Origin of the sequence: Actinomadura sp. J1-007 (assembly GCF_009793335.1) — a bacterium.
In the GTDB taxonomy this organism is placed as follows: Bacteria; Actinomycetota; Actinomycetes; order Streptosporangiales; family Streptosporangiaceae; genus Spirillospora; species Spirillospora yumaensis.
The window spans coordinates 7,240,199-7,265,563 of record NZ_WING01000001.1 but is presented as its reverse complement, the minus strand read 5'-3'; the positions used below and the strand labels follow the sequence as shown (position 1 = coordinate 7,265,563).

The window sequence follows — 25,365 nt, the reverse complement described above, 5'->3', positions numbered from 1 at the left end:
TCCTCGGCAGGGAGTCATGGTGGACGCTGAGGCGCGGGTGCGGTGCGAGACTTCGTACGCCCCGATGGGCGTGATCGGATTCGCCCTCATGTGGATCTTTTCGATGGTGGGGCTGGCGACCGACCGAAAGCCTTCTGACAGGGGGTATGCCTGGAGTCTGCTCGTGCTCGGCGGGCTGCTGATACTCACCATCTGCGTGGGGCTGATCAGAAGCCACTACGTCCTCCGCGTGATCGAGTTCACCAGGGCACAGGTCCGCTTCGAAAGTCCCGCGCGGGTGCGGACGGTGCCCATCGCCGAGGTGAGCGCGGTGCTTGTCGAACACTCAGGCGATACCGAAAAGGGCTACCAGGAGACATCGCTGCAGGTGCAATGGCGGCATCGCCGCAAGAGGATCGTCTTCGAGCACGATCCGGCCCTGGGCCCGGCGCTCGTCCGGCTGCTCCCCTGGCAGGTACCGGTGCATGAGCAATGGCTCGATCTCTCCGAGCCAGACCCCACCTAGGGGACCCACAGCCCGCATGAGTCAGAACCCACGCTGAGACGATCATGAGGTGGCGCTTGCGCCGGCAAGCGGTCGGATGGGCCGGCTCGACGTACTGTCCGAAGCCCACCGCCGTCCAGCCCGCGTGGCCGCCGCGCCTCAGCGCCGGTGACCTGCGCCGGGTTCAGGAATCCGACCGGGGGCGAGGCATGATCGCGTGTCATCCGGCCGGGTGAACGCGCGGCGCGCCGGCCTTGTCCCGCCGCGGCCGGGCCGGAACCCGGTGCGCGGCCGGGCGGCGTACACGCCCAGCAGGCTGCGGCGTTGGCGGGTACGGCCGGATGGCCTCGCGACGATGGAGGGCCTTGGCGACCTGGCCGAACACCTGCGCGAGCTGCTCGTGGACGCTGACGCGCTTTCCGAAGGCAACCTCGCTGGCCTCGTTTGCCTCGACGGCCTTCTGCGTCAACTACTCGAGGTCGCATAGCCCGCCGCTCACGCGAGCAAGGCGGCCTCCGCCGAGCTACCTGCGCTTCGGAACACTCTCCAGATAGCGCAGGACCGCGGTGACCCTGCGGTCCGCGCGATCGGTGGGCGTCAGGTCGAGCTTGGCGAAGATGTTGCGAATGTGCTTGTGCACGGCGCCCTCGGTGACGAAGAGCCGTTCGGCGATGGACGTGTTGCCCAGTCCCTCGGCCATCAGCCGCAGCACGTCGCGCTCCCGGGCGGTGAGCCGCTCCAGCCTGCTGTCGGGATGGGACCGGACGAGCATCTGCGCGACGACCTCGGGGTCGATGGCCGTACCGCCCTCGACCACCCGCTGCAGCGCGTCCAGGAACTGCTCGACGCGGCCGACCCGCTCTTTGAGCAAGTAGCCGAGCCGGTCGCTGCCGCCGGCGAGGAGGTCGGTGGCGAACGTCTGCTCCACGTACGCCGACAGCACCAGCACCGGAAGGCCGGGCCGCCGACGCCGCGCCTCGACCGCCGCCTTGATGCCCTCGTCGGTGTGGGTGGGCGGCATCCGCACGTCGACGATCACGACGTCCGGCTCGTGCTCGTCCACGGCCTTGAGAAAGGTCTCCGGGGAGTCGGCGGTCGCCACCACGTCCAGCGACTCGGCGCGCAGCAGCATCGCCACCCCTTCGCGGAGCAGGTAGTCATCGTCGGCGATCACGACCCGCATGGCAGCTCCATCTCCAGAACGGTCGGCCCGCCAGGCGGGCTGGTCACCGCGAACCGGCCGTCGTGCGCCTCGATCCGACCGCGGATGCCGGCCAGCCCCGAGCCCCGGCCCGCGACCGCGCCGCCGATCCCGTCGTCCTCGATCCGCACGGACAGCAGGCCGTCCCGCCACCGCACGGCGAGGGCGGCAGACCGGGCGCGGCTGTGCCGGGAGACGTTGGTGAGCGCCTCGGCCGTCACGAAGTAGGCGGTGGCCTCGACGGACGCGGCGCATCGCGCGGGGATGTCGATGTCGGTCCGGCAGGGGACCCCGCAGTCCGCGGCGAGCCCGGCCAGCGCCGCGGCGAGCCCACGATCATCCAGAATCGGCGGCAGGATGCCGCGCACGACCGTGCGGAGCTCGGCCAGCGCGGTCTCCGCGGCGTCCTGGGCCTGCGCGAGCATCGCCTCCGCGCGGGCGGGATCGCGGGCCAGCGCCCGGCGGGTCCCGCCGATCAGGACGGTCGCGGCGACAAGCCGGTTCTGCGTCCCATCGTGCAGCGAGCGCTCGATGCGCCGCAGTTCCGTCGCGTGCGCGTCCAGCGCCGCGGCTCGGGTGGCCGAGAGCTGCGCGATCTGCAGCGACAGGTCCATGTCGGCCGGGGGCGCCAGCAGGCGCCGCCCCGGCCACGCCTGCAACCGGGCCATCCACGGTCCGACGACGACGAAGACGGCGGCGAGCGCCAGTCCGTAGAACGCGACCGCAACGGCGTCGAGATCATCGCGCACGCTCCAGAACACCAGGTTCGGGCTGGCGTCGTCGCGGGGCAGCATCCGCCACCACAGCGGGTAGCTGATGTCCTGGACCGCCTGCACGGCCAGCGTCGCCCCGACCGCGCCAATGGCCAGGCCCAGCGTGCCGTGCGTCAGCAGCCAGCGCAGCTCCCGCCGTACGACCGGATCGGCGAGTGCGGCGCGCACGCCGGACGGTGCGGGGCCCATCGCGGTGATCTCGGGACCCCACCGCGACAGCCGGGCGCGCTCGCGGTCGGCCGGTGCCCGAACGAGCCGGGGCAGGGTGGGCGCCAGCAGCAGGCCGACGCCGACGACGCACAGCAGCGCGACCGCAAGAAGCCACACCAGGACGATGAACGCGGGCAGGGTGGTGCCGAGGCCGCCGACGAGATGTTCGAGCGCGTCCAGGGCCGCGCGCCCACGCTTGAGAACGATCATCCGCAGGATCCGCCGGGGGACCCGCAATTCCATGTTGTCTACCGCCTTTCCAACAGCAAACCCTAGGGGAACGGGCCCCCGCGCCAGGCGACTCCCGCGGGGCGGCACAGCCTGCTGGCTGAGGTTCTGCCAGTGCGCTGGATTGTTCAGCCGGTGGCAGAGCACCATGCACGCTTCCCAGCAGCCGCCGCCACGCGCAATTCGTGGCCGTGCGTAGCGACGATCACCGTGGGTGACGAAGAAGGGCGTTTGGTAGTGCCTGCACTACTTCCCATGGGCACCTGGCTGCATTGTTGGAAGGGGCGGTCCTTCCTACCGTCGAAGGCTGTTGAATTCAGGCTCCTGGAAGGTATCCGCCATGTCAGCGCCCCCGCCGCCCGAGGCCGTGCGTCTCGAGCGCGTCAGCAAGACCTACGAAGGTGATCAACCAGTCACGGCACTGGCCGAGGTCGATGTCCGGTTCCTCCGGGGGACGATGACGGCGGTGATGGGGCCGTCCGGCTCCGGCAAGAGCACCCTGCTGCACTGCGCGGCCGGACTGGACCGCCCCGACTCCGGCCGTGTCGTGATCGGCTCCACCGACCTGGCGACGCTGCCGGAGAAGCGGCTGACCGAACTGCGCCGCGACCGGATCGGCTTCATCTTCCAGGCTTTCAACCTGGTGGGCGCCCTCACCGTGGAGCAGAACATTCTGCTGCCGCTGCGGCTGTCCGGCAGGCGCCCGGACACGGCGTGGCTCGCCCAGGTGATCGGACGGGTGGGGCTCGACCACCGGCTCGGGCACCGTCCGGCGGAGCTGTCCGGCGGCCAGCAGCAGCGGGTGGCCATCGCCCGGGCGCTGGTCACCCGACCTGAAGTGATCTTCTGCGACGAGCCCACCGGAGCGCTCGACACGCAGACCGCCGCCGACGTTCTGGCGCTGCTGCGGTCCGTCGTCGACCACTTCGGGCAGACGGTGATCATGGTGACGCACGACCCGGTCGCCGCGTCCTACGCCAACCGCGTCATGGTGCTGGCCGACGGCCGGATCGTCCAAGACATGCCGCAGCCCGGGGTGCGGCGGATCGCCGAGGAACTGGCGATGCTCGACCGCCGCAGGCGGCAGCAGCAGCCCGTCCCGGCCCGGGAGGGCTGAACGGTGCTCGGACTCGCCGCACAGATGCTGCGGTACCGCAAAAGCGCCTTCATCGCCACCTTCCTCGCGCTCGCCGCCGGGGTCACGGTCCTGACGGTGTGCGGGATGCTCGTCGAGTCGGGCCTCCGCTACAACGGCGAGCCGCAGCGATACGCCGGGGCGTTCGCAGTCGTCGCCAAGCAGGAGTTCGCCATCCAGGGGCCGGAGAAGTTCGGCGAGCGCGAGACCACCAAAGTGACGCTGCCCGAACGCGGCGGCGTCCCGGATTCGCTGGTCGCCGACGTCGCCGCGGTGCGCGGCGTGCAACGGGCGGTCGCGGACCGCACGATACCCCTCGCGGCGGCGGCCGCACCGAAGGTGCCGGTCAGCGGCCACGGCTGGGGAAGTGCGGTGCTCGCGCCGTACGAGCTGGTATCCGGCACCGCACCCCAGGCGCAGGGCGAGGTCACCGTCGACCAGCGGCTCGCCGCTGCGGGAAGGCTGCGCCCCGGCGGCACTACGGCGATCATCGTCGGCGGGGCCGTCCAGCAGGTCCGGGTGAGCGGCGTCGTCCGGACGCGCAACGGGCAGGGGCCGCAGGCAGCGCTGTTCTTCACCGACGAGCAGGCGGCGCGGCTCTACCCGCGTCCGGGCCGCGTCGACGCGATCGGCGTCCTGCCCGCGAAGGGCGCCGACCGGGCGGCTGTCTCCGCCGCGGTGAAGCGCATCGTGGAACGCGCCGGCGCGAAGCTGTACACGGGCGACGAGCGGGGGCTCGCCGAACAGCCGGAGGCGGCCGCCGCGAAGAGCTTCACCGTGGAGGCCGGCGGCGCGTTCGGCGGCTACGCCATGCTGATCATCGGCTTCGTGGTCGCCGCGACGGTCGGCCTGTCGGTGCGCCACCGTCGCCGCGACTTCGCCCTGCTGCGGGCCATCGCGGCGACCCCCGGCCAAGTGCGGACGCTGATCCTCGGCGAGGTCGGCATCCTCGCCCTGCTCGGCGCGGCGGCGGGCATCCCGATCGGCCTTCTCGCCGCCCTCTGGCTCAGGGACGAGATGGTGGACCGCGGCTTCGTCCCGGACACCTACACCGTGAACGGCGGTGTCCTGACCTCCCTGGCGGTGACCGCGGCGGTGACCGCCGTCGCGCTGCTGTCGGCGTGGATCGCCGCCCGGCGCACCACACGCATCCGGCCCACCGAGGCCCTCGGCGAGGCGGCCGTCGATCCGGCCCTGGGCGGCAAGGTCCGGGCGGTGTCCGGCCTGGCCCTCCTCGGCGTCGCGTTCGCGCTGATCGCCCTGACCGGCCGTGCCGGCGGGCAGACCGCCATGGGCGTCGCGGTGGCCATGCTGTACACGTTCGTCCTGGCGATCGCGCTGCTCGCCCCATGGATCAACCGGGCCGCCGCGGTGGCGCTCGCGCCGATCCTGCGGACCGTCTTCGGCGACAGCGGATACCTCGCCGCCGCGAACCTGCGGGCGAACGCGCGAGGCATGGTGGCCGTCCTCACGGCGCTGGTGCTCTCCGTCGGGTTCGGCGGCACCGTCTGGTTCCTTCAGGACAACCTGCAGCGGCAGACCGCGGTCCAAAGCAAGGAGGGCACGACCGCCCAGCACGCGCTGGTAGGCGCCGTCGGACTGCCCCCGCGGCCGCCGCGCAGGCTCGCCGGATCCCCGGCGTGCGGGCCGCGACCGGGGTACGCCGCACCTCGGTCATCGTCCCGTTCATGGGAGACGCGATGACGGTCGTCGCGCAGGGCGTCGACCCCCAGGGCGCGGGCCGGACCATGGATCTCAAGGTGACCTCCGGGAACCTGAACGACCTGCGCGCCGGCACCGTGGCGGTGTCGGCGACCCAGGCGGGCTCCTCCGGCTGGAAGATCGGCGACGCGGCACGGATGTGGCTCGGCGACGGCACACCGGTCACCCTGAAGGTCGTCGCCCTCTACGACCGGGGCTTCGGCTTCGGCGACGTCACGCTGAGCAACGAGACGCTCGCCGGGCACACCCCGACCGGCCTCGACGACCACGTCCTGATCCGCAGCGCCCCGGGCGCCGCCGTCGGACCGGACCTGAGCAGGCTCTCGAACGCCTACCCGGGAAGCACCGTGACGCGGACCGACCAGTTCACCGGCGAACTCGCCAAGGACCTCGCGATCAGCTCCTGGCTCAACAAGCTGCTGGTCGCGGTGCTGGTCGGGTACGCGGTGCTCGCGGCCGCCAACACGCTGGTCATGGCCGCGCTCGCCCGGGCCCGCGAGCTGTCCCTGCTGCGCCTGGTCGGGATGACCCGCCGCCAGGTACGGCGGATGGCGAACGCCGAGCAGACCGCGCTGCTGGGCGTCGCGCTCACGATCGGCGTGGCGATCGCAGCGGTCACGCTGTCCTCGATCGTCAACGCGCTCGCCGGGCAGCCCGTCCCGTACGTCCCCGCCCTGGGCTGGGTCGTCATCATCGGCGGCACGGTCGCGCTCGCGCTGGCGTCCACGATCGTCCCGATCGGCCGGCTCCTGCGCACACCACCCGTCGAAGGCATGGGCATCCGCGAATAGCACCGGCCGCGAGGACCCGGGCATGCGCGCCCGGGTCCTCCTGCCGCCCTGTACCGGGACGGTAGCGCTGGCTACACCACGTTTCCTCCTGTGTGCTTTGGAGCCGGAATCCGGTGAACGAGATTCTTGAAGCGTTCCCAAGACGCCCCCACCCACCAGGTGGTTCAGAGGAGTACAGGTGTTCGGCCATTTCCTTCCTGCGGCTCGTCCGGACGTACCGTCCAGGCGCCACCGGAGATCACCGTTGCCGGCGGTGGTGTTCCCCGTCGGCAAGCGGCGCCACTACAGCGGAGCTGGCGCCTGCCGCGTTCTCCTGGGTCGGGAAGCAGGAAGTTGTGCTTGCCGGCCACGTTGATGTGCTCGCGTACGAACGGCCAGCGTTCGGCTGGCTGACTGGCTGACTGGCTGGCTGGGGGGCGGCCGGGGGTGTGGGCGCGGCCGTGGTCAGGTGCCGGGCAGGGTGGGGGTGAGGTGGTAGTCGTTGAGGTCGAGGCGCGCCATCTGGCGGGTGTACTGGGTGGCGAAGCCCGGGTACATGGTGACGTTGCGGCCGTCCTGGGTGAGGTACCAGCTCGTGCAGCCGGAGTTCCACGTCGTGCGTTCCAGGCGGCGTTGGAGGCGGCGGTTGAAGCGGTCCTGGCTGTCGGCGCGGACGTCCAGGGCGAGGAGCCCGCGGTCGACGATGGTCAGGACGGCCCTGGCGATGTAGCGGATCTGCGCCTCCATGTAGACGAGTGCGGAATTGTGGCCGGGCCCGGAGTTGGGGCCGAACGTGAAGAACAGGTTGGGGTATCCGGCGACGCTGACGCTCTTGTAGGCGTATGCACCGCGGCTCCATTCCTCGTGCAGGAGCCGTCCGCCGCTGCCGTGGATCGGGAACGGGGTGCCGGTCTTGCAGACGTCGAATCCGGTGGCGAAGACGATGCAGTCGACCTGGTGCTCGATCCCGTCGGCGGTGCGGACGCCGTCGGGGGAGATCCCGGCGATCGGCCAGGTGACGAGCTTGCAGTTGGGGCGTTGCAGAGCCGGATAGTAGTCGCTGGTCATCAGCATCCGTTTGCAGCCCGGCCGGAAGTGCGGGGTGAGCCGGCGGCGCATCCACCGGTCCTTGACCTGGCGGCGCAGATGCAGGCGCGCGGCGGCGGCGACCGCGGTGCTCCCCACGGTGTCCCACACCAGGCCGAGCGCCATGATCTCGTGCCCCCAGAACCAGGCGGCGCGGGTGGCGGATCGTGCGGCGGGACGGCGGTGGTAGAGGGAGCGGAGCCGGGGCGGGACGCGGTGGTCCAGGCGCGGCAGCACCCAGCCGGGTGTGCGCTGGAAGACGGTGACGCGGGCGGCGCGCCGGGTCAGCTCCGGAACGAGCTGGACGGCGCTGGCCCCCGTGCCGATGACCGCGACCCGCTTGCCGGCCATGTCGTAGCCGTGGTCCCAGCGGGCGCTGTGGATCGTGCGGCCGCGGAAGGACGCGACGCCGGGGATGTCGGGAGGGCCGGCGTTGGCGAGCGGCCCCGCGGCCATCACCACGGTGCGGGCGGTGTGGTCCTCGCCGGACGCGGTGGACGCGGTCCAGGTGCCGGTGTCCTCGGTGTACGTCAGCCCGGTGACCTCGGTGCCGAAGCGGATGAAGCGCCGCAGCCCGTACCGTTCGGTCATGTCGCGGATGTAGCCGAGGATCTCCGGACCGCGGGCGTAGACGTGCGTCCAGCCGGGGTTCTGCGCGAAGGAGAACGAGTACAGGGCGGACGGGATGTCGCACGCGGCGCCGGGGTAGGTGTTGTCGCGCCAGGTGCCGCCGACGTCGTCGCCGCGTTCGAGGATCACGAAGTCGTCGACGCCCTCGCGCAGCAGCCGGATGGCGGTGCCCAGCCCGGCGAAGCCCGCGCCGATGATGAGCGTGGTGGCCGGCCTGCTCATCGCGCCACCGGTTCGCTGGTCAGCTCCTTGGCCCAGGACGGTGTGGGGTGCAGCAGCCGCCGCGGGTAGCGCTCGGACGCGCGGACCATGAAGTCGGCGAAGTGGTGGTACGGGTGCCCGCGGTCGACGACCATGCGGGCGTGGTGCTTGAGGATCTGGTAGGTCGGCAGCCGGGTCCCCATGCCGCGCTCGCCGTTGCCGGTGAAGCGGTTGATGGCCTGGTAGAGGCGCTTCTCGTCCAGGCCCATCGCGACGATGTTGTCGCGCATCCGGTTCAGGAGCGGGATGTACATCAGCGCGCCGAGCAGCACCGACGGGCGCAGCGCGGTGCCGGCCGAGCGGATCAGCAGCCGTCGCAGCGGCGCGTGCCCGAGCATGTCGAGGACCTGGAAGTCGACCGCCAGGTGCCGGGACTCGTCCGCGTTGATCTTCGCGAAGACCTGGTGGCAGACGGGGTCGCGGACCTCCTCCAGCAGGAACTTCAGCAGCGCCCCGTCCAGCGCCACCTCCAGCATCGGGATCACGGTGCCGAGGATCGACAGCGGCAGCCCGTCGGCGCAGCGGTCCAGCCATTCGATGGCGAGCCGGACGTTGATGTTCGGTTCGGGCACCTCGTCGCCGTCCAGCATCCCCCAGCGCCGCATCAGCGCCAGTTCGGCGTTGGCGTGCCGCTGCTCCTCGGCGTGGAAGTAGGTGTAGATCTGCCGGAGCGTGTCGGTCGGCGCCTTCGGGGCCATCGCGGCGAACCCGCGGGCCCCGACGTTCTCGATCCACACCAGGTCGGCCATGAAGGCGCGCAGCCGGGGCCGCTGCTCGTCGGTGACCAGGTCGGCGCCGGGGGCGTCCCAGTCGATGTCGGCCAGCGCCCACTGCCGGTCCTTGATCTTCTCCAGCATCGCGTCGTAGTCGAACGCCATCATCGGCCTCCCAGCCGGGTCGCGGGCCCGAGCCTGCCGAGCAGGCCGAGCGTGCGGACATAGGTGACGGGAACGTGTCGTTTGAGCCGCCAGACCAGCCGCGCGTCCGGTTGCGGCAGCACGTACAGGCGGCCCTTGTCGTGGGCGTCCAGCGCGGTGCGCGCGACGCGGTCGGCGGACCAGCCCGTCCAGCGCATCGCGGTGGCCGCCAGCTTCGCCGCGCGGGCCTCGATGAGCGGGCCGCCGGCGATGCCCGTCCGCACGAACGTCGGGCACAGCGCGGTGACGGCGACGCCCGTCCCGGCCAGCTCCGCCGCGAGGGTCTCCGACAGCGCGAGGACGGCCGCCTTGCTCACGTTGTAGGGGCCCATCAGCGGGGCCGCAGCGAAGCTCGCGGCCGAGCAGGTGTTGATGACGCCGCCGTGCCCCTGCTCGATGAGGTCCGGGACGAAGACATGGCAGCCGTGCACCACGCCCCACAGGTTCACGTCGAGGGTGCGGCGCCAGTCCCGCAGCGGGATCTCGCCGACGGTGCGCCCGCCCGCGCCGATCCCCGCGTTGTTGACGACGAGGTCGACGGGGCCGTCCAACCACGATCCGGCGGTCGCGGCCAGTTCGCGGACCTGCCGCTCCTCGGCGACGTCGCAGCGGACGGGCAGCGCGTCCGCGCCGATGAGCGCGGCGGTCGCGCGCGCCGCGTCGAGGTCGATGTCGGCGCAGACGACGCGTCCGCCGCGCCGGGCCAGTTCCAGCGCGAAGGCCCGTCCGATGCCGCCGCCCGCGCCGGTCACCACGGCCGCCGCGTTCTCGGTCCGCTTCATGCCGGGATCGCCTCCGTGCCGGCCGTCTCCGGGCGGAGCGCCTCCGTGGGGGGCGCGAGTTCGGCGGTCAGGAACGACGCGACGCGGCCGAGCGCGAGCCCGGCCTCCGGGATCAGCCGGGGAAGCGCCTGGAAGACGTGCATCTGGCCGGGCCAGATCTGCAACTCGCAGCGTCCGCCCGCCGCGCCGAGCAGGGCGGCGAGGTGCTCGGCGTCGGCGGCGAGCATCTCCGCGCCGCCCGCCTGGATCAGCGTCGGCGGCAGCCGGTCGCCGCTCCCGACGGTGAACGCCAGCCGCGGCGAGGCCGGGTCGGCGTCGCGGATGTAGTGCCGGACGAGCCGCGCCGCCCGCGCCGCCGGGATCATCGGGTCGCGGCGCGTCCGCTCGCGCTCGCGCGCCAGCCCGAGCGACAGGTCGCACAGCGGCGACAGCAGCGCCATCGCGGCCGGGCCGGGACGCCCGTCCCGGCACAGCTGAAGGGCCAGGTCGACGGCCAGGTGCCCGCCGGCGGAGTCCCCCGCGACGGCGATCCGGCCGGGGCCGTACCCCTGGCCGGTCAGCCAGTCGAACGCGGCCCGGACGTCGTCGGCGGCGGCCGGGAACCGGTGCTCGGGCGCGAGCCGGTAGTCCACCGCGAACACCGGCAGCCCGGTCATCACCGCCAGCCGCGACGTCAGGCCCCGGTGCGTGCGCGCCGACGCGAGCATGTACGCGCTGCCGTGCAGGTACAGGATCGCGGCGTCGTCGCGGACCGGCCCCGGCGGGCGGACCCACTCGCCCGGCACCGGCCCGTCCACCGGCTGGACGCGGGTGCCGGGGACGGCCGGACCGTACCGGGCCAGCGCGCGGGCCACGATCCAGCGCGACAGGGCGATGCCGCGCCCGCCGGACGGGATCACCGCGGTGAGCGGCCGGACGGTGCACGCCGCCGCCACGGCCGCCGCGCGGGCCCGCCGCGAGACCGGACCGGACGGCCCCGGCGGAACCGAATCTGATGGCACCTGCCTTCTCTGATGGCACATGCCCTCAATTAGCGATGTGCGGGCATCTGCCGTCAAGATGGGCAGGGTGAGATCCAGGACACGCATGTACGGGGGGCGCAGCGCCGAGGAGCGCCGGGCCGAACGCCGCCGCCGGCTGCTCGGCGCGGCCCTGGAGATCTGGGGGGAACAGGGCTGGGCCGCCGTCACGATGCGCGGCGTGTGCGCCCGCGCCCAGCTCACCGACCGCTACTTCTACGAGAACTTCGCCGACCGCGACGCCCTGCTCGTCGCCGCCTGGGACCAGCTGCGGGACGAGACCGTCGCGCTGCTCCTGGACGCGATCGAGCGGGCGCCGAAGGAGCCGGTCGCGCAACTGCGCGCCGCGATCGAGGCGTTCGTCCGCCAGCTGACCGCCGACCCGAGCCGCGCCCGCATCGCCTTCGGCGAGCACGCCGGCAGCGACGCCCTGGAGCGGCGCCGCCGCGACACCCTGCGCACCTTCACCGACCTGCTGATCGTCGCGGGCCGCCCCTACTTCCGGCCGGACGTCGACGAGGACGCGCTGCGGATGAGCGTGCTGATGGGCATCGGCGGCTTCGTCGAACTGATCACGGCCTGGCACGCCGGCGCCGTCCCCGCCGACGCCCAGCAGATCATCGACCACTCCACCAAGGTCGGCGCCACCCTCGCCATCCCCTACCTGCCGTGATCGAGTCCCGGCCGACGCCGTTCCAACGGCACCGCTGACAACAGCGGCGCCGCTCGCCGCGGGGCATTGCAGGGGCATTGATCGGTCAGTTCCGCCCTGATCAGGGCCCTGCAAGCGATTGATTTTGCAGGCGGTGCTTCGCCCACCGCCGTCGCGACGTCGTGGCGCTCACCGCGGCGATGCTGCACCCGACCGGGCCGGCCCCGTTCGTCGCCGCGTTCCCCGACCGGTGCTTCGCCTGCGCCACGGCGACAACGACGTCCTGGCCGTGGCCGTCGGCGCCATGACCGAGGCCGGCTCCGTCGCGGCGCTACCAGCTCGCCGGCCGCTCGCCGACGATCTTCAGTCGGGGCGCGCGGGCGGCGTGCCGGATACTGCGCACGGCGGTCACCCACGCCCGCCGGTCGGCCTCGCCGCCGCCGCAGCCGCGGACCAACCCGGCCACGTACTCCAGCTTCAGCGGCACCCTCGGGTCGGCGGCGATCAGCTAGGCCGCGGTGGCGTGGCTGAACGCCCCGCCCGAGGCCGCCGCCACCCGCCGCGAGCCGAACTCCCCACCCACTGCCAGTATTCGCGCAGCAGCTCCCGCAACTCCACCGCCCGATCGGGCTTGAACTCCTCCCTGGCCGCGTCCTCGATCGCCCCGGGCATCGCGCGCAGGACGGAAGCATTCCGGAGCGGCGGGATGCCCTCACCGCTGCCGACCACGCACCGCCGAGAAAGAAGACGATCGCCCCGCTCAGGCCGGAGCTGTGCCACCTTCAACCCCGCGTAGAGTTTCTTCAGATCCGGATGAGCAGCTTTGTTGTGGCGGCCCTTTCCTTCTCCCCCATGAGCGCGGTGATTTTGTTGAAAAATGCCACGACTTCCACGATGGATGCCCGCCAGGAGGCGGTTGCTCGTGGGCTCTTCTCCTCACCCAGCCAGGCAAGGAATTCAATTCGTACGGGGGAAGCCTGGGGAACCCCAAAGTTTCCAGGTGAACCTGCAGCATATTGGGAGACAGAAAGCATGGGGCGCGCTCCCGCTGCTTTCGCTCATGCGCGCTCGCCTCGTTTGCTCGGGGCGCGGTCGGCGAGGGTCTGGGCGAGCAGGGCGCCGGGGAGGGCGGTGTCGGCGGGCGCACCGTCCACGGCGGCGACGTACTAGACGGTGGAGGCCGTCCCCAGGGGCGACAGGGCAGCGGCCAACTGCGGACCGCAGCCGGTAACGCTGATCTTCAGGTGCACGGGCGCTCCTCGCTCGCGGATGGAATCCGAAGAACTGCATTCGAGGAACGTCTGCGCGCCGTGCGGGCCTGCATGCCCGTGAGCGCCGGAAAACGACCTCGATTGGTCCATGCTCCCTTCGCCACGCCACCCCACAACTGCCATCTGGCACCCCGCGAGCCGAACCGTCGACCACTCTGCCGAGTTTCGCCTCGGGGCGCCCAAGACTGTAAAAGTGCGTCCACGTTCGTCAGTAAGAGGCCACGTCGTAGCGCTGAGCTTTGTATCTGGAACATACTTGCTTCCTGGCCAGGTGAAAGACCTGGTGGGTATGTCTTGAAAGCCTTGATCGCGGGTGGAATCCGAAAAAGGGCAAGCGCGCACCGGGCACGGCCGGCTGCATCCGGCCGACTGCCAAGAGCGCGGGCCCGCTGGGAGACATCTGCGGGCCCTGTGCGTCCACGATCGCCCGTACCGGGTGCCAGCGCTCCGCCGCGTCTAGGGGAGGGCCTGCTCGGTGGCGAACACCCATCGAGAGCCATCGGGGTGGATCTGCGGGGCGAGCAGAACCACGCGGGCGTCGTTGGCCTGGGCTCCGCCGATCGCTGCGAGGACCTCGGCCTCGAACCCGCGCGGAAGCTGCGGCTCGCCCGGTCCGGGGGTGAGCAGCGGGAGGGGGTCCTTCACGCCGCGCAGCGCGATCGTCGCCTGCTCGGCACGCACGCTGATCGTGGTGATCTCGTCCGTGCGGACGATCGTCTTGGGGTGGATGCGGATCCATACCTCGGCCATGCCTGCGACCGTACGTCACCGGGCCCGGCCCGGCGAGTAAGCAAGACCGGTCACCGCCAGACCCTCCGCAGCCGCCAAGCGCAGCCGTCCGCGGTCTCCACCTCGGCGACAAGCCGATCGTCTCCGCCCGCCTTGCCCAACGCCAGCCGGTACAGCCGATGCTCGCCCGTCACCCACACGGCCGTAACCGACGGACCCGATACGTCCCCAGAGGCCCGCTCGGCGGTCCACTGAGCCGGGTTGGACGCCCGGAAGACGCGGTCATGGTCGCGATGAGCTGATGTAGCAACACGACACAGCCCCCCTAGATCGAACGTTTGTTCGCACCAAGGGTGAGCTCGCGACGAATTCGCCAGACTGGTGAACCGCTCGCCACCCGCCCTAGAGGACCCACCTGTACCCGGACGGAGGCCACGCAGGACCACCCGCTTGAAGCCTTCGATCCCGATCGGAGTGACCGTGCAGCGGATCGACTTCGACGACCCAACGCCCCCGCAGCCACCAGCCTCGTTCCCTCGGTGAACCTCGCCGTGACCAACGACCACGCCCTGCTGGTGATCCGGCGCGCCGACAACGGCAGCTGGGCACTGCCCGGCGGCGCCATCGACCACGGCGAGTCCGTCGCCCAAGCCGCATCCGCGACCGCCGCGTCCGACCGGGACGGCGGGGGACCGACGTCGCGAACGCGGTGATGGGCACGGTGGTGGAGCGGCGCGACGATGACCTGGCCTGGCCGCCTCAACGGCGGCCGGGCTCAGGACCGAGACGGTGCGGACGCTCACCCGCGGCATGGTGGACCCCTTGGTCGCCGACTCCGGTTCTCCAGCAAATCGCGAAGGTGAGGGCGACCGCCGACTGGCTGGAAAGCGCCGTCGGCACCGGCAACCTCACCTTGGACGAGGGCCTCCCCCGCACAACCTGGGCGTCCGCCACTCCACACCTCGACCATCTCAAACCACCCACGCAGCGTCACCATCCCGACGCGTCTCAGCGGGTGCCGCCGGTTGACTCGCCCTCCCTGGGAACCATCTGCACCCGCTACAGATCGCCTACCGCACCGCCGTCATGCTGTCGGTCTGCATCACCCGGCTACGCGTTGAGGAGACATGCCCTAGCGAAGCGCGTTCAGCTCGTCGAGGGCGCGATGGCCGCGCTTGACCACCCCTGGAACGACATCGTGGCGCCCGTGGCGGATGGGGATCTCGAGCACGTGGAGGATCTGTGTCGCTGCGAGCACCGCCGCCCCTTCCCAGCCGACCAGGTCGAGGATTCTCGTCCACAGCCGCCTTCGGACACCGTCCAACAGCGGATCCCGGAAGGCGTACCACACGAGGGTGGTGAGATCGGTCGCCCGCGTGCCGCTACCCGCGTTCCCGATATCCACGACCGCCACCACCGCTCCGTCACGGACCAGGACATTGCTGGGGGTCGAGAGATCGGCATGGACCATGTCAGGTGCCTCTCGTGGTGGTGGGACGTCGGCACACACCAGCCGCAGGCGCTCGACCAAGGCCGACACCGCGCAGGAGTACCCCGGGAGCCTGGCGATGGACTGGCGGAGACGCGACTGCTCGGGCGTCTCGTTGACATCCGGCCCGGCGACAGCCGATTCCTGACCGGTGGCGATCCGCCAGGCGTACGACCAGTGGTCGTAGGGCTCGGAGGCTTGGCCGGCCTGGAGTTCGATGATCTCCATCAGCTGCTCAACGAGGGACGGGGACAGCCCTGGCGCGGGAGCCGCGTCAACGAAGTCCATCAGATGCCACACATGAGTGGCCGTGGCCCCCACTCCGAGCCAGGCCGGGGTGGGATAGCCACGCCTACGCATGTGCTCGACGATTCTCTGGGCCCGCAACGTCTCGTCCAATTGGTTGGGATGGGCCCGGGGCACTGCTTTGAGCACTGCATTCGCCCTTCCGCCCAACCGGACGCGCATGGCACCCCCATTGACGCCTCCGGATAGGCGACTGAGAAGAGCGACTTCTGCCCCGACCACGTTGGCCACGTCGTCCAAGACCTCGACCGGCAGCTCTTCAGGATGGGTGCCCTGGTTCATCGGCTCGAAGGGCCGATCACCGGCTCAGACGGCAGGTCCCGCCGATGCTTGCCGGCCAGGGCCCGGTAACGCGAAGAACCCACTCAGCCAGGATGCCGCAAGCCTCACCAGGCAAATAGGAGACGCGCCCTAGCTGTTCTCGGCCGAACTCCCGTTCCCCTGAGCGGATGGGTTCAAAATCAGGCTCTCAACCGGTCAGGGCCGTCTAGAGCCGTCTTAGGAGCACTCCAGGTCCCGCTCGCGGCGGACGGCGGCGGCCAGGGCGGGAACGACCTCCAGCGCGCCGGCGACGACCCGCACCGCGGCGTCGGCCCGGCCGGGGAGGGTCCGCACGCACGGCCCGCCGTCGGAGGGCAACGCGGTGGCCTGTTCGCGAAGACGGCGCAGCGCCGCGCGGGCGGTCGCGGCCGGATCGATCCCGGTCATGACGCTCCCGTTCTGTGACGTGTTCCGTGACGGCTGCCGGGTCAACAGTCCGCCGCGCCGGACCGTCGCACGGACCCGTTCCGCCGCCCGACGCGCCCACCGGGACCGGGACGGGGTGATGTCGTGATGCGTCTCGGCGAGCTCACCGCGGGCCGCTGTGGCGGACGCCGGGAATCGGTCCCCGTAGCCGGCTCGCCGCTTCCTTGGTTGCCCGTCATTCGTCGGATTGCTCGGTGTAGGTGTCCCAGAGTTCGCCGGCGAAGAAGCGGCCGAACTCCAGTAGGGTGCCCGCGCCGTCCGGGCCCACGGTGCGGAAGGTGGTGAGCTGGCGGGCGAAGTCGGTGAGCTGGATGTGCAGGACTCCGGCGCCGGTGACGGCGGCTCCCGGTTCCTGGTCCTCGGTGAGGTGTCCCTCGTACAGGCGGACGTAGAGGGTGGAGGTGTCGGGCCAGATCCGGGTCGGCGGGCCGTGCAGCACGTTCTTCTGTCCGGACAGGGTGCGGGGGCGGCCCGCGCCGTCGGTGAAGTGCAGGCGGTACTTCATCACCCGCCGGTCCTGACCGCCCGCGGGCGCGAACAGGTTGAACCAGCCCCGCTGGACGGGACGCCGGCCCCCGCAGCCCGCGGCCTCGATCCACCCCTCGGCCCGCGCGGTGTGCTCGGGCTCGGTCAGGAAGCGCGCCGCGTCGTCCGCGGTGATCGTGAGGCGGAACGAGAACGGCTCACGGTCCCCGGCCGTCTCGCCCGCGCGCGGATCGTCCACCCCATAGGTGATGAACCCCTTCATCTCTTCGACGAACGACAGCAACGTACGCCCGAGCGCCTCGGGACCGGGCCTGCGCGGCTCCGCTTCCCCGCCCGCCCGAACCGCCGGCTCGTTCACCGTCGGGGTTGGAGAGGCGGCACCCCCGACCGCGCCGGTCTGGCCGCCATCGCGCTCGTCCGAATCGGTCGCGGGCGCAGCCGGCGCGACAGGACGGGGAACCGCCGGATGCCGGGCCAGCGCCGCGACCAACCTGCCGAAGATGCTGTCGACCCGGACGCCGCGCGGCGAGGAGCGCAGCGGTTCGGGCGCACGAGCCAGTGCGGCCACCAGCCCACCGGCCGCTGTGCTACGGCGCATTGCCGCCCCCTCCCGTAGCCGCCTGCCCAGCTTGCCCGCCCTGACCGCTGGGAGCGGGTTCGGCAGCCAGGTCCGGCGGCGGCTCCAGCGCGGCCTGCACATCCAGGTTCAGCGGGACCAGCCGGGCCAGCTTCTCGATGACCAACGGGGCCGCCACCCCCAGCCCGAACGCCGCCACCGCACCAGCGACCTGCCCGTCGCGGGCCATCGCCGCAACGACCACGCCGCCGACCCCGACCCGGATCAGCACCGACACCCAGAACGCCGCCATGCCCTGCGGGATCGGGCGGCGCCAACTCCACCGACGGCGCGACCGGATGTGGGCGTACAACTCCAACGCCTCCACGCACACGCCGCCGGCCAGCCCCCACAGCGCCGCCTGCTACCACTCCATGACCCGAACCTAACCGGCTCAGATCCCGAAGTCTCCGGCTTCTGCCTCACTCGCGCCTGCCCCGCGTCGTTGAGTTCGCCTCTTGCGGCTCGTGACCGGGTGGGATGGTGCATACGACTTCGCAGTCGGGCCGCGATCGGCGAAATCAGGTCCGTGCTGGAGTACTCAGCACCTGAACGTCACAGTGGCTCCGACTTGCGCGAAGGCGGGCTTGACCCGGATCCGGGGATTGGCGGCGTTGTTGCCCCATGCGACACGTACCACTCGATGGGGACTATCGGGAGACATCAGGGGCACACCGGCCCAGAACTTCCCTCGGGCATTGAACCCCATGACCTGGACCTGCGCGGCCCCTGAGCTTTGAAGTGTCAGGTCGTAGACCAGCTGGTAACGGGGACTGCCCAACACGGCATTGTTCGCCACGCCCTCGCGCCAGTTCGAGCCCGCAGGGGCGACGGCTGTCCCCGCGCACCTTTTGTTGTTCGCTTGGGTCGATACCGGGGCTGCTGCGGGCGTGGTCGCGGACGCCGGCTGCACGGCGGGCGAAGACACGGACCCGACGACGGCGGCGAGCAACACCGCTTTCCGGATGACCTTCTTCATCGAGGATCTCCTCCTGGTAAGGCGGGATGTCGTGGTCTGTGCGGGCCAGGGGACGATCGCCGATGGGCGATGTCCTTGTTCGAACGGCTGGTGACGGCCACGACACCCCCACAGATCGACTACTTTGAGTAGTCATCTGCTTACCTTAAGCGAAGCGGGACTCTGAACGTCAACCCCTGTAGGGGCAACGGACATGGGGCTGGCCTGCGGAGACGGGCATCTCGCGGGGAGCGGCACGGACTGCACGACCACCCGCCGACCGAACGGTCTGGCCGCAGTCTCAGAAACGATCGTTGGTGAGATGGTCGCGGACGTGTCCACTGGGGACGCGTTCGCCTGCCGAACGGCGGATCACCGAGCTGTACAACGCCGCCGCCGAGCGACTCGCCTCCGACAGGGCTCCGGTCAGGTTGACCGCGCTGTACACCTTGGAACGTCTCGCCAATGACAATTCGCGGCACCGGCAGACCAGCGTAAACATCGTCTGCGCCTACCTGCGGATGTCCTACATTGCGTCCCCCAGCTGACCGTCCCGGTTCTGAGGAAGAGGCCCGGGAACGGGCGCGCCGCAACCAGTCGCGCAGAGCACGGACCCGCTCGTTCGTCTCCGTCCGCACTCACGGCAGCCGATGAGCCGGTTCGACACCGTCGGTGCTTAGTGCAAAGCCGTTGTGATCGGGCTGGGCCTGGCGCGGTCCGGCGGAGGCGTGGGGACATTCTCCGTGACGCCGCCGAACCGCGCCTCATCGCGGGCGTCCGGTGGAAGGTGGCCACCGCGCGGCTCGTCGGCCTGGTGCCGGTCGTCGCACAGCCCGGGATAGGCTGCGCGTCGCTTCCTAGGGGTGCCCCGAGCTCGGCGGGTCGTTTGGGCTCAGGGCGGGCGGTCCCGCCCTGAGCCGTGGACGACGCCGTGCCGGGCACGATGGGGCCAGGACGGCACGGCTCGTCCATCCCCAGGGACTCACTGGTAGGACGGGTTCTCCCAGCGGCCGATGCTCCGGGAGCGGACCGGCTCCAGGGGGCGGGGGGCCGCGGTGTTCGGGAACTCCGGTCCCCAGTTGGTCGCCTCTCCCTCCATGACGATGCGGGCGTTGTCGGTGTACCAGTCGACCAGGTCGGCATCGGAGCGGATGATCCAGGTGCAGCCGAGTTCGGCGTCGGCGGTGAAATCACCGTGCCGGACCAGTGCCGGCCGCCAGAAGTACGTGCCCGGCCACATCTTCCCGAAGTTGTACTCGAACTTGCCCTCCAGGCAGTAGGACTCCTCCGAGCAGGGGTGGTGGGCCAGGGGCACCTCACGCCAGCCGGGCTTGGCCTTGATGAGCCGGGTGTAGAAGCCGGTCTTCTCGTCGCGGTGCAGCAGTTTGATGTAGAGGCCGGGGACCGGTGTGCCGCCCAGGTCGAACCGCATCGGGCTGCCGTCCTTGACGTCGATCCAGGGCATCTGGGCCGAGTCGAGCACGACCAGTCGCTGGTCGGGACGGACGCCTGACCGGTCGCCGTCGGCGAGGTCGAAGTGCCAGTCCCCGTACTCGCGGAAGAGCAGGATCTCGGTGCCGGCGGCGACCGAGAGCGGCGGCGTCCACACTCCGGCGGGGGCCATCCAATAGCCCCCGGTCCCCAGGACGGTGTCGCCGATGGTGACCTGCCCGGACAGGACGTACCACTCGGTCTCGGCCTGGTGCACGCCGGCGGGGCGGGTCCAGTCGGAGGTGAACCGGACCTTCAATGAAGCCGAGCCGTCCTCCTCGTCGTAGCTGAGGTTGCGCTGCTCGGCGGTGCCGTCGGCATGGTCGAACTCGGCGAGATGCCAGATCAGGTCCCGTTCGTCCACGATCTCCACGTGCGGTCGCATGATGCCCCTCTCGAAGGTTTCCGATACGGAATGTAGCGCTTACCGGTTCCCGAGACAATATGTATTGTTAATCTCCGTGAACCGACCCGGACGCCCGGCAGGCCCCTCCTCGGACACCGAGGCGACAGTCCTGACCACCGCACTGGAACTACTGCTCACCGAGGGCGCCGCAGCGCTGGTGCCGCAGCGCTTGCACGCCGAGACCGGTGTGGCCCGCTCGACGATCTACCGTCACTGGCCGACCGCCCGCCACGTGCTGGAGGCGATCATCGAAGTCGCTCCGGTGCGGTCCCCGCCGCCGACCGGCGACCTCGCCCGCGATCTGCACACCCAGGTCGACCTGTTGTGCGACCGGCTGGCGGGCAAACCGGTCGGCGGCGTGCTCCAGGCTCTGATCGTCGCCGCTTCCTGGGACGCCTCGATCGTGGACCTCAGGTGCCGGTACGTCCGCGACCTGATGACCCCGTTCGAGACCGTGCTGCGCTCGGCAGGTCTCGACGAGGCACGGCTCACCGAGTGGGTCTCCGCGATCACCGCTCCGCTGCTGGTCGACTCGCTGCTGCTGAACCTGCCCGTCCCGCGCGTTCGAGCGCACCGAACCGTGGACGCCCTCCTCGCCGAACTGGAGTTGACATGACCAACGCCGTCGGCCCCCGCGCCGTCTTCGGCGTCGTGGTGCCGAGCACCAACACCGTGGTCGAACACGACTACTGGAAGGCCGGCGTGCCCGGTGTCGCCTACCGCGCCGGGTCGATGTACATCCCGGACCCGGCCATCGCCGACGACGCCGGGTTCGAGGCGCTGCTCGGCCAGATCCGGGCGTCGATCGACAACGCGGTCCGGGACGTGCTGACCGCCGAGCCCGAACGGCTGGTGATGGGGATGTCCGCCGAGACGTTCTGGGGCGGAGTCGAGGGCAACGCGGCCTTCGAGCGCCGGTTGCGCGAGCGCACGGGCCTGGAGGTGACGACGGGCGCCGGCTCTTGCCGGGCGGCGTTGCGGCACCTGGACTGCCGCCGGATCTCGGTGTTCTCCCCCTATCAGCCGGTCGCCGACCGCGAGGTCGGACGCTTCTTCACCGAGGCGGGCTTCGACGTCGCGGCCATCACGGGATTGCGGTGTCCCACCGCGATGGACATCGCCCGTGTTCCCGAGAATCGGCTCCGCAAGGTGGTCGCGGAACTGGACGGTCCGGACGTCGAGGCGATCGTGCAGGTCGGAACGAACCTGTCGTTCGTGGCGCTGGCCGATGAGCTGGAGCGGGAGCTGGGCAAGCCGGTGATCGCCATCAACGCCGCCACGCTGTGGCGCGCACTGCGAGAGCACGGCTTGGACGACCGCGTCTCCGGCGCGGGCACGCTGCTCCGCGAGCACTGAGGCCGCACCGCTCGTGGTGCTCGCGTCCCCGGCGCGAGCACCACGGGTGCCACGTTCATCCCGCGATGCCGGGAAACGGTCCGGCGCGGCCGAGGAGGGCCGGGGCGGGCTTGCCGAGGTGCTCGCCGAGCCAGGCTCCGGTGGCGGCGACGGCGGTGGCGTCGATCCCGGTGGAGCCCCCCTCGCGGTGAAGCGCGTACAGCAGGTCTTCGGTGGCGATGTTGCCGGTCGCGGCTGGAGCGAACGGGCAGCCTCCGAAGCCGCCGGTCGCCGCGTCCAGGACGGTGACGCCCTCGGCGACGGCGGCCAGCGCGTTGGCGTAGCCGGTGTTGCGGGTGTTGTGGAAATGGAAGCGCAGCGGAGTGCCGGGCGCGGCGGCGCGGACCCGGCGCGTCAGGTCGCGGACCTGGCCGGGAACACCCACACCGATCGTGTCGGCCAGCGCGACTTCGTGGGCTCCGGCGGCGTGGGCGCGGCGAGCGATCTCGGCGACGCGCTCGGGCGGTGTCTCGCCCTCGAACGGGCACCCGAACGCGGCCGCGATCGTCACGCTACAGCGCACCCCGGCATCCGCGGCGGCCTTGGCGATGGCGTCGAAGGCTTCCATGGCCTGGTCGGTGGTGACGCCTTGGTTGCGCACGCAGAAGGTGTCGGTGGCGACGACGACGGCGTTGACCTCGTCCACCCCTGCCGCCAGGGCACGGTCCAGGCCGCGCCGGTTGAGGACCAGGCCGATGTAGGAGACATCGCCACGGCGCGGCACTCCGGCCATGACCTCCTCGGCGTCGGCCATCTGCGGGACACGCGCGGGATTGACGAAGCTGACGGCCTCGATCCGAGTGATCCCGGCGGCGACGCTGCGCTCGATCAGTTCGATCTTGACGTCGGCGGGCAGCACCCGCTCCTCGTTCTGCAGGCCGTCCCGCGGGCCGACCTCCACCACTGTTGTATGCAATTTCTTCCATCCTTCGCCTAGATCTTGTCTTCTGGGGAGACTAAGCCATATGTTGCATGCAATCCAGGCTTAAGGGGGGACCGTGCCACGGGCTGCCGATGTCGCGTACACCGAGCTGCGCCGGATGATCCTGTCCGGGACCGTCACCGCCGGGTCCCGGCTGGGCGAGGCCGAACTGGCCGGCACGCTGGGGCTGTCGCGGACGCCGGTGCGCGAGGCTCTGCAACGGCTGGACGCCGACGGTCTGGTGGAGGTGCTCCCCCACCGAGGCGCGCGGGTGGTTCGCTGGACGGCGGAGGACCTCGTCGAGATCTTCGAGTTGCGGGGGCTGATGGAGCCCTATGCCGCCGCCCGCGCCGCGCGGCGCGGTGTGCCCGCGGAGGCGCTGGAGGAGCTGTCGGCCTGCTGCGCGGCGATGGAGACGGCCGCCGCCAAGGGTGATTTCCAGACCGTGGCGGAGTTGAACGACCGGTTCCACGGCAAGGTCATCGAGCTGTCGGGGAACCGCCGGCTGCCCGCGCTTCTGACCTCGGTGGTGCACGCCCCGCTGGTGCTGGGGACCTTCCGCCGTTACGACGAGGCCGCCCTGGCACGCAGCATGAACCATCACCGCGAGCTGGTGGCCGCGTTGGCGGCGAGCGATCCCGCCTGGGCCGAGGCCGTGATGCGCGCCCACATCCGTGCCGCCGCCGACCACCTGGTCGAAGACGTCCGCGCACGTGAACGAGAGCAAGCGACAGTGAGGAAGATCGATGGCTGAAGCGACCCCGGACGTCATGCCCTTGGGCGACCTGCGCGTGGTGGAGATGGGCCAGCTGCTGGCCGGCCCGTTCTGCGGTCAGCTCCTCGGCGACTTCGGCGCCGAGGTCGTCAAGGTCGAGCCGCCCGGCGCGGGCGACCCGATGCGCGAGTGGGGCCGGGAGAAGCCGCACGGCAAGTCGCTGTGGTGGCCGGTGCTGGCGCGCAACAAGAAGTCGGTGACGCTGAACCTGCGCGCCGCCGCCGGGCAGGCGCTCGCGCGGCGACTGATCGCGACCGCCGACGTACTGGTGGAGAACTTCCGCCCGGGCACCCTGGAACGCTGGGATCTGTCGCCTGAGCGGCTCTGGGCGGACAACCCCGGGCTGATCATCACCCGTGTCACCGGGTACGGCCAGGACGGGCCGTACGCGCCGCGCGCCGGGTTCGGCTCGATCGGCGAGGCGATGGGCGGCATCCGGTACGTGACCGGCGACCCCGCCCTGCCGCCGTCACGGGCCGGCATCTCGCTGGGCGACGAGTTGGCGGGCACGTTCGCGGCGCTGGGCACCCTGGTGGCTCTGCACGCCCGGCACCGGACCGGGCGCGGCCAGGTCGTGGACTCGGCGCTGTACGAGGCGGTGTTCGCCATGATGGAGTCGCTCGTCCCCGAGTGGGAGATCGCGGGCTACCAGCGCGAGCGGACCGGTTCGGTGCTCCCCAACGTCGCCCCCAGCAACGTCTATCCCACCCTCGACGGCCCGATCCTCATCGCCGCCAACCGCGACACGATCTGGCGGCGCCTCGCCGAACTGATGGACCGCCCCGAGCTGGCGGACGACGAGCGCTTTGCCTCCCACGGCGCACGCGGCGCGAACGCCGGCGTACTCGACGAGCTGATCGCCGCTTGGACCGCGCCGCAGCAAGCCGAGCCGCTGTTGAAGCTGATGCACGACAACGGCATCCCCGCCGGGCTGACCTACCGCGCGAAGGACATGCTGAGCGACCCGCATTTCAAGGCGCGCGAGGCCATCATTCGGCTGGCGCACCCGGAGTTCGGCGACTTCCCGATGCAGAACGTGTTTCCCAAACTGTCGGACACGCCCGGCCAGGTGCGTTCGCTCGGTCCGGAGCTGGGCCAGCACAACGCCGAGATCTATGGGGGGCTGCTCGGGCTGACCGAGTCGGAACTGGCCTCGCTGGCCTCGGACGGAACGCTGTGATGGACCCGCTCGACGCCGACTACCGGGCGGCGGGCTTCGGTGGGACGCTGCCCTTCGGGCAACGGCCTGCCGTGTTGGCCATCGACATCGTCCGCGCCTACCTGGACAGGGATTCGCCGCTGTACGCGGGGGTGGAGGGCGCCGTCGCGGCGGCGGCACGGCTGGTGACGTCCGCCCGCTCCCACGGCGCGCCGGTGCTGTTCACGAAGGTGGAGTACGGTCCGGGCGGGCGTGACGGCGGCCTCTTCTATCGAAAGGTCCCCGCGCTGCACTGCTTCGAACGGGGAAATCCGCTGGGCGACTTCACCGAGGACCCCTCCCCCGCTCCGGACGAGACCGTCGTGGTCAAGCAGTACGCCAGCGCGTTCGCCGGCACCAGCCTGGCGGCGACGCTCACGGCGATGCGGATCGACACGGTGCTGCTGTGCGGGCTGTCCACCAGCGGCTGCGTGCGGGCCAGCGCCGTGGACGCGTTGCAACACGGGTTCGTGCCCTTCGTGGTGCGTGACGCGTGCGGCGACCGGGATCCGCGCCCGCACGAGGCCAACCTGTTCGACCTTCAGGCCAAGTACGCCGAGGTCGTCTCGCTGGAGACGGCACTCGCGGCGTTGGAACGGTGAGCCGCCGGATACTCCGGACGGCATCCGGCGGGGTTTCTGACGATGCCACCGGCATACGCCCCCACCCGTCCACCCACCCCTAGCTCAGGGCGCCCGCTCGTGCA

29 protein-coding genes and 1 pseudogene are annotated in these 25,365 nt (G+C 71.1%); 13 read left to right on the top strand and 17 right to left on the bottom strand.

Going from position 1 to position 25,365, the window contains the following annotated elements:
- The first annotated feature begins 16 nt into the window (after positions 1–16).
- Both GEV43_RS33050 and GEV43_RS33045 read left to right on the top strand, forming a co-directional pair.
- A complete protein-coding gene (locus GEV43_RS33050; RefSeq protein WP_160824017.1) occupies positions 17–505 on the top strand; it encodes a hypothetical protein in 489 nt (162 codons plus the stop codon).
- A gap of 211 nt (positions 506–716) precedes the next feature.
- On the top strand, positions 717–971 hold the full coding sequence (locus GEV43_RS33045) for a hypothetical protein (RefSeq protein WP_160824016.1): 255 nt from the start codon (positions 717–719) through the stop codon (positions 969–971).
- Positions 972–1,007: 36 nt separating this feature from the next.
- Here GEV43_RS33045 and GEV43_RS33040 read toward each other — a convergent pair whose 3' ends face one another.
- Both GEV43_RS33040 and GEV43_RS33035 read right to left on the bottom strand, forming a co-directional pair.
- Positions 1,008–1,667: a response regulator transcription factor gene (locus GEV43_RS33040; RefSeq protein ID WP_160824015.1), complete on the bottom strand. Its 660-nt coding sequence runs from the start codon at positions 1,665–1,667 to the stop codon at positions 1,008–1,010.
- A complete protein-coding gene (locus tag GEV43_RS33035) occupies positions 1,655–2,911 on the bottom strand; it encodes a sensor histidine kinase (protein ID WP_175250183.1) in 1,257 nt (418 codons plus the stop codon). Before GEV43_RS33035 ends, GEV43_RS33040 begins: the two co-directional genes overlap by 13 nt.
- A 325-nt stretch (positions 2,912–3,236) precedes the next feature.
- Here GEV43_RS33035 and GEV43_RS33030 point away from each other — a divergent pair, with 325 nt between their 5' ends.
- From GEV43_RS33030 to GEV43_RS48460, 3 genes are read left to right on the top strand one after another with little or no spacing between them, the layout of a single operon-like run.
- Entirely contained in the window at positions 3,237–4,013 is a 777-nt protein-coding gene (locus GEV43_RS33030) for an ABC transporter ATP-binding protein (RefSeq protein ID WP_160824014.1), read from the top strand.
- 3 nt (positions 4,014–4,016) lie between these two features.
- The gene (locus tag GEV43_RS55365; protein WP_206681383.1) at positions 4,017–5,735 is read left to right on the top strand and encodes an FtsX-like permease family protein; all 1,719 of its coding nucleotides are present in this window, start codon (positions 4,017–4,019) and stop codon (positions 5,733–5,735) included.
- Positions 5,720–6,544, top strand: coding sequence for an ABC transporter permease (locus GEV43_RS48460; protein WP_206681382.1), 825 nt, complete (start codon positions 5,720–5,722; stop codon positions 6,542–6,544). The genes GEV43_RS55365 and GEV43_RS48460 overlap by 16 nt, the downstream gene beginning before the upstream one ends.
- A 444-nt stretch (positions 6,545–6,988) precedes the next feature.
- On the opposite strand, the gene GEV43_RS33020 is transcribed toward GEV43_RS48460, so the two are convergent.
- Genes GEV43_RS33020 through GEV43_RS33005 form a run of 4 tightly spaced genes read right to left on the bottom strand, consistent with a single transcriptional unit; the run spans position 6,989 to position 11,200 of the window.
- A complete protein-coding gene (locus GEV43_RS33020; protein WP_160824013.1) occupies positions 6,989–8,461 on the bottom strand; it encodes an NAD(P)/FAD-dependent oxidoreductase in 1,473 nt (490 codons plus the stop codon).
- Positions 8,458–9,381, bottom strand: a complete 924-nt coding sequence (locus GEV43_RS33015) for a hypothetical protein (protein WP_206681381.1) — start codon at positions 9,379–9,381, stop codon at positions 8,458–8,460. The genes GEV43_RS33020 and GEV43_RS33015 overlap by 4 nt, the downstream gene beginning before the upstream one ends.
- Entirely contained in the window at positions 9,378–10,199 is an 822-nt protein-coding gene (locus GEV43_RS33010) for an SDR family oxidoreductase (protein ID WP_160824012.1), read from the bottom strand. Before GEV43_RS33010 ends, GEV43_RS33015 begins: the two co-directional genes overlap by 4 nt.
- Positions 10,196–11,200, bottom strand: coding sequence for an alpha/beta hydrolase (locus tag GEV43_RS33005; RefSeq protein WP_309239973.1), 1,005 nt, complete (start codon positions 11,198–11,200; stop codon positions 10,196–10,198). The genes GEV43_RS33010 and GEV43_RS33005 overlap by 4 nt, the downstream gene beginning before the upstream one ends.
- Positions 11,201–11,267: 67 nt before the next feature.
- On the opposite strand from GEV43_RS33005, the gene GEV43_RS33000 reads away from it, so the two are divergent.
- Positions 11,268–11,891, top strand: coding sequence for a TetR/AcrR family transcriptional regulator (locus GEV43_RS33000; protein ID WP_309239972.1), 624 nt, complete (start codon positions 11,268–11,270; stop codon positions 11,889–11,891).
- 310 nt (positions 11,892–12,201) lie between these two features.
- Here the strand turns inward: GEV43_RS33000 and GEV43_RS48455 are convergent, their stop codons facing one another.
- From GEV43_RS48455 to GEV43_RS54175, 4 genes are all read right to left on the bottom strand, one after another.
- Positions 12,202–12,357, bottom strand: a complete 156-nt coding sequence (locus tag GEV43_RS48455) for a hypothetical protein (RefSeq protein WP_206681380.1) — start codon at positions 12,355–12,357, stop codon at positions 12,202–12,204.
- Positions 12,358–12,673: 316 nt separating this feature from the next.
- On the bottom strand, positions 12,674–12,904 hold the full coding sequence (locus GEV43_RS32995) for a hypothetical protein (RefSeq protein WP_160824009.1): 231 nt from the start codon (positions 12,902–12,904) through the stop codon (positions 12,674–12,676).
- Between the two features lie 693 nt (positions 12,905–13,597).
- Positions 13,598–13,891, bottom strand: a complete 294-nt coding sequence (locus GEV43_RS32990; RefSeq protein ID WP_160824008.1) for a hypothetical protein — start codon at positions 13,889–13,891, stop codon at positions 13,598–13,600.
- Positions 13,892–13,941: 50 nt separating this feature from the next.
- A complete protein-coding gene (locus GEV43_RS54175; RefSeq protein WP_302931118.1) occupies positions 13,942–14,064 on the bottom strand; it encodes a hypothetical protein in 123 nt (40 codons plus the stop codon).
- A gap of 345 nt (positions 14,065–14,409) precedes the next feature.
- On the opposite strand from GEV43_RS54175, the gene GEV43_RS51665 reads away from it, so the two are divergent.
- Positions 14,410–14,583: an NUDIX domain-containing protein gene (locus tag GEV43_RS51665; RefSeq protein WP_375539070.1), complete on the top strand. Its 174-nt coding sequence runs from the start codon at positions 14,410–14,412 to the stop codon at positions 14,581–14,583.
- Positions 14,583–14,792, top strand: a pseudogene (locus tag GEV43_RS56500) (DUF6192 family protein); the annotation flags it as partial. The gene GEV43_RS51665 and the pseudogene GEV43_RS56500, both read left to right, overlap by 1 nt.
- Positions 14,793–15,002: 210 nt before the next feature.
- On the opposite strand, the gene GEV43_RS32980 reads toward GEV43_RS56500, so the two are convergent.
- The 6 genes from GEV43_RS32980 to GEV43_RS32955 all read right to left on the bottom strand — a co-directional run bounded on the left by GEV43_RS32980 (position 15,003) and on the right by GEV43_RS32955 (position 20,348).
- Positions 15,003–15,947 (bottom strand): phosphotransferase, encoded by a 945-nt coding sequence (locus GEV43_RS32980; protein WP_160824007.1) that lies wholly within the window; start codon positions 15,945–15,947, stop codon positions 15,003–15,005.
- Positions 15,948–16,163: 216 nt separating this feature from the next.
- Complete coding sequence (locus GEV43_RS32975) at positions 16,164–16,373, bottom strand: hypothetical protein (protein WP_160824006.1); 210 nt, start codon at positions 16,371–16,373, stop codon at positions 16,164–16,166.
- Positions 16,374–16,587: 214 nt separating this feature from the next.
- Positions 16,588–17,256 (bottom strand): hypothetical protein, encoded by a 669-nt coding sequence (locus GEV43_RS32970; RefSeq protein ID WP_160824005.1) that lies wholly within the window; start codon positions 17,254–17,256, stop codon positions 16,588–16,590.
- A gap of 229 nt (positions 17,257–17,485) precedes the next feature.
- Positions 17,486–17,767, bottom strand: coding sequence for a hypothetical protein (locus GEV43_RS32965; protein WP_160824004.1), 282 nt, complete (start codon positions 17,765–17,767; stop codon positions 17,486–17,488).
- Between the two features lie 288 nt (positions 17,768–18,055).
- Positions 18,056–18,493 (bottom strand): hypothetical protein, encoded by a 438-nt coding sequence (locus tag GEV43_RS32960; RefSeq protein WP_160824003.1) that lies wholly within the window; start codon positions 18,491–18,493, stop codon positions 18,056–18,058.
- 961 nt (positions 18,494–19,454) lie between these two features.
- A complete protein-coding gene (locus GEV43_RS32955; protein WP_160824002.1) occupies positions 19,455–20,348 on the bottom strand; it encodes a DUF4437 domain-containing protein in 894 nt (297 codons plus the stop codon).
- A gap of 76 nt (positions 20,349–20,424) precedes the next feature.
- Between GEV43_RS32955 and GEV43_RS32950 the strand changes: the two genes are divergently transcribed.
- Both GEV43_RS32950 and GEV43_RS32945 read left to right on the top strand, forming a co-directional pair.
- Positions 20,425–20,985 (top strand): TetR/AcrR family transcriptional regulator C-terminal ligand-binding domain-containing protein, encoded by a 561-nt coding sequence (locus GEV43_RS32950; RefSeq protein ID WP_160824001.1) that lies wholly within the window; start codon positions 20,425–20,427, stop codon positions 20,983–20,985.
- The gene (locus GEV43_RS32945) at positions 20,982–21,725 is read left to right on the top strand and encodes an arylmalonate decarboxylase (RefSeq protein WP_160824000.1); all 744 of its coding nucleotides are present in this window, start codon (positions 20,982–20,984) and stop codon (positions 21,723–21,725) included. Before GEV43_RS32950 ends, GEV43_RS32945 begins: the two co-directional genes overlap by 4 nt.
- A 55-nt stretch (positions 21,726–21,780) precedes the next feature.
- Here the strand turns inward: GEV43_RS32945 and GEV43_RS32940 are convergent, their stop codons facing one another.
- Positions 21,781–22,680 (bottom strand): hydroxymethylglutaryl-CoA lyase, encoded by a 900-nt coding sequence (locus tag GEV43_RS32940; RefSeq protein ID WP_160823999.1) that lies wholly within the window; start codon positions 22,678–22,680, stop codon positions 21,781–21,783.
- A gap of 82 nt (positions 22,681–22,762) precedes the next feature.
- Here GEV43_RS32940 and GEV43_RS32935 point away from each other — a divergent pair, with 82 nt between their 5' ends.
- The 3 genes from GEV43_RS32935 to GEV43_RS32925 are packed head-to-tail and all read left to right on the top strand — an operon-like array spanning position 22,763 to position 25,261.
- A complete protein-coding gene (locus GEV43_RS32935) occupies positions 22,763–23,440 on the top strand; it encodes a GntR family transcriptional regulator (protein WP_160823998.1) in 678 nt (225 codons plus the stop codon).
- The gene (locus tag GEV43_RS32930) at positions 23,433–24,641 is read left to right on the top strand and encodes a CaiB/BaiF CoA-transferase family protein (protein ID WP_160823997.1); all 1,209 of its coding nucleotides are present in this window, start codon (positions 23,433–23,435) and stop codon (positions 24,639–24,641) included. The genes GEV43_RS32935 and GEV43_RS32930 overlap by 8 nt, the downstream gene beginning before the upstream one ends.
- Positions 24,641–25,261 carry an isochorismatase family protein gene (locus GEV43_RS32925; RefSeq protein WP_160823996.1) on the top strand — a complete coding sequence of 207 codons (621 nt, stop codon included), beginning with the start codon at positions 24,641–24,643 and terminating at the stop codon, positions 25,259–25,261. Before GEV43_RS32930 ends, GEV43_RS32925 begins: the two co-directional genes overlap by 1 nt.
- Positions 25,262–25,365: the final 104 nt, after the last annotated feature.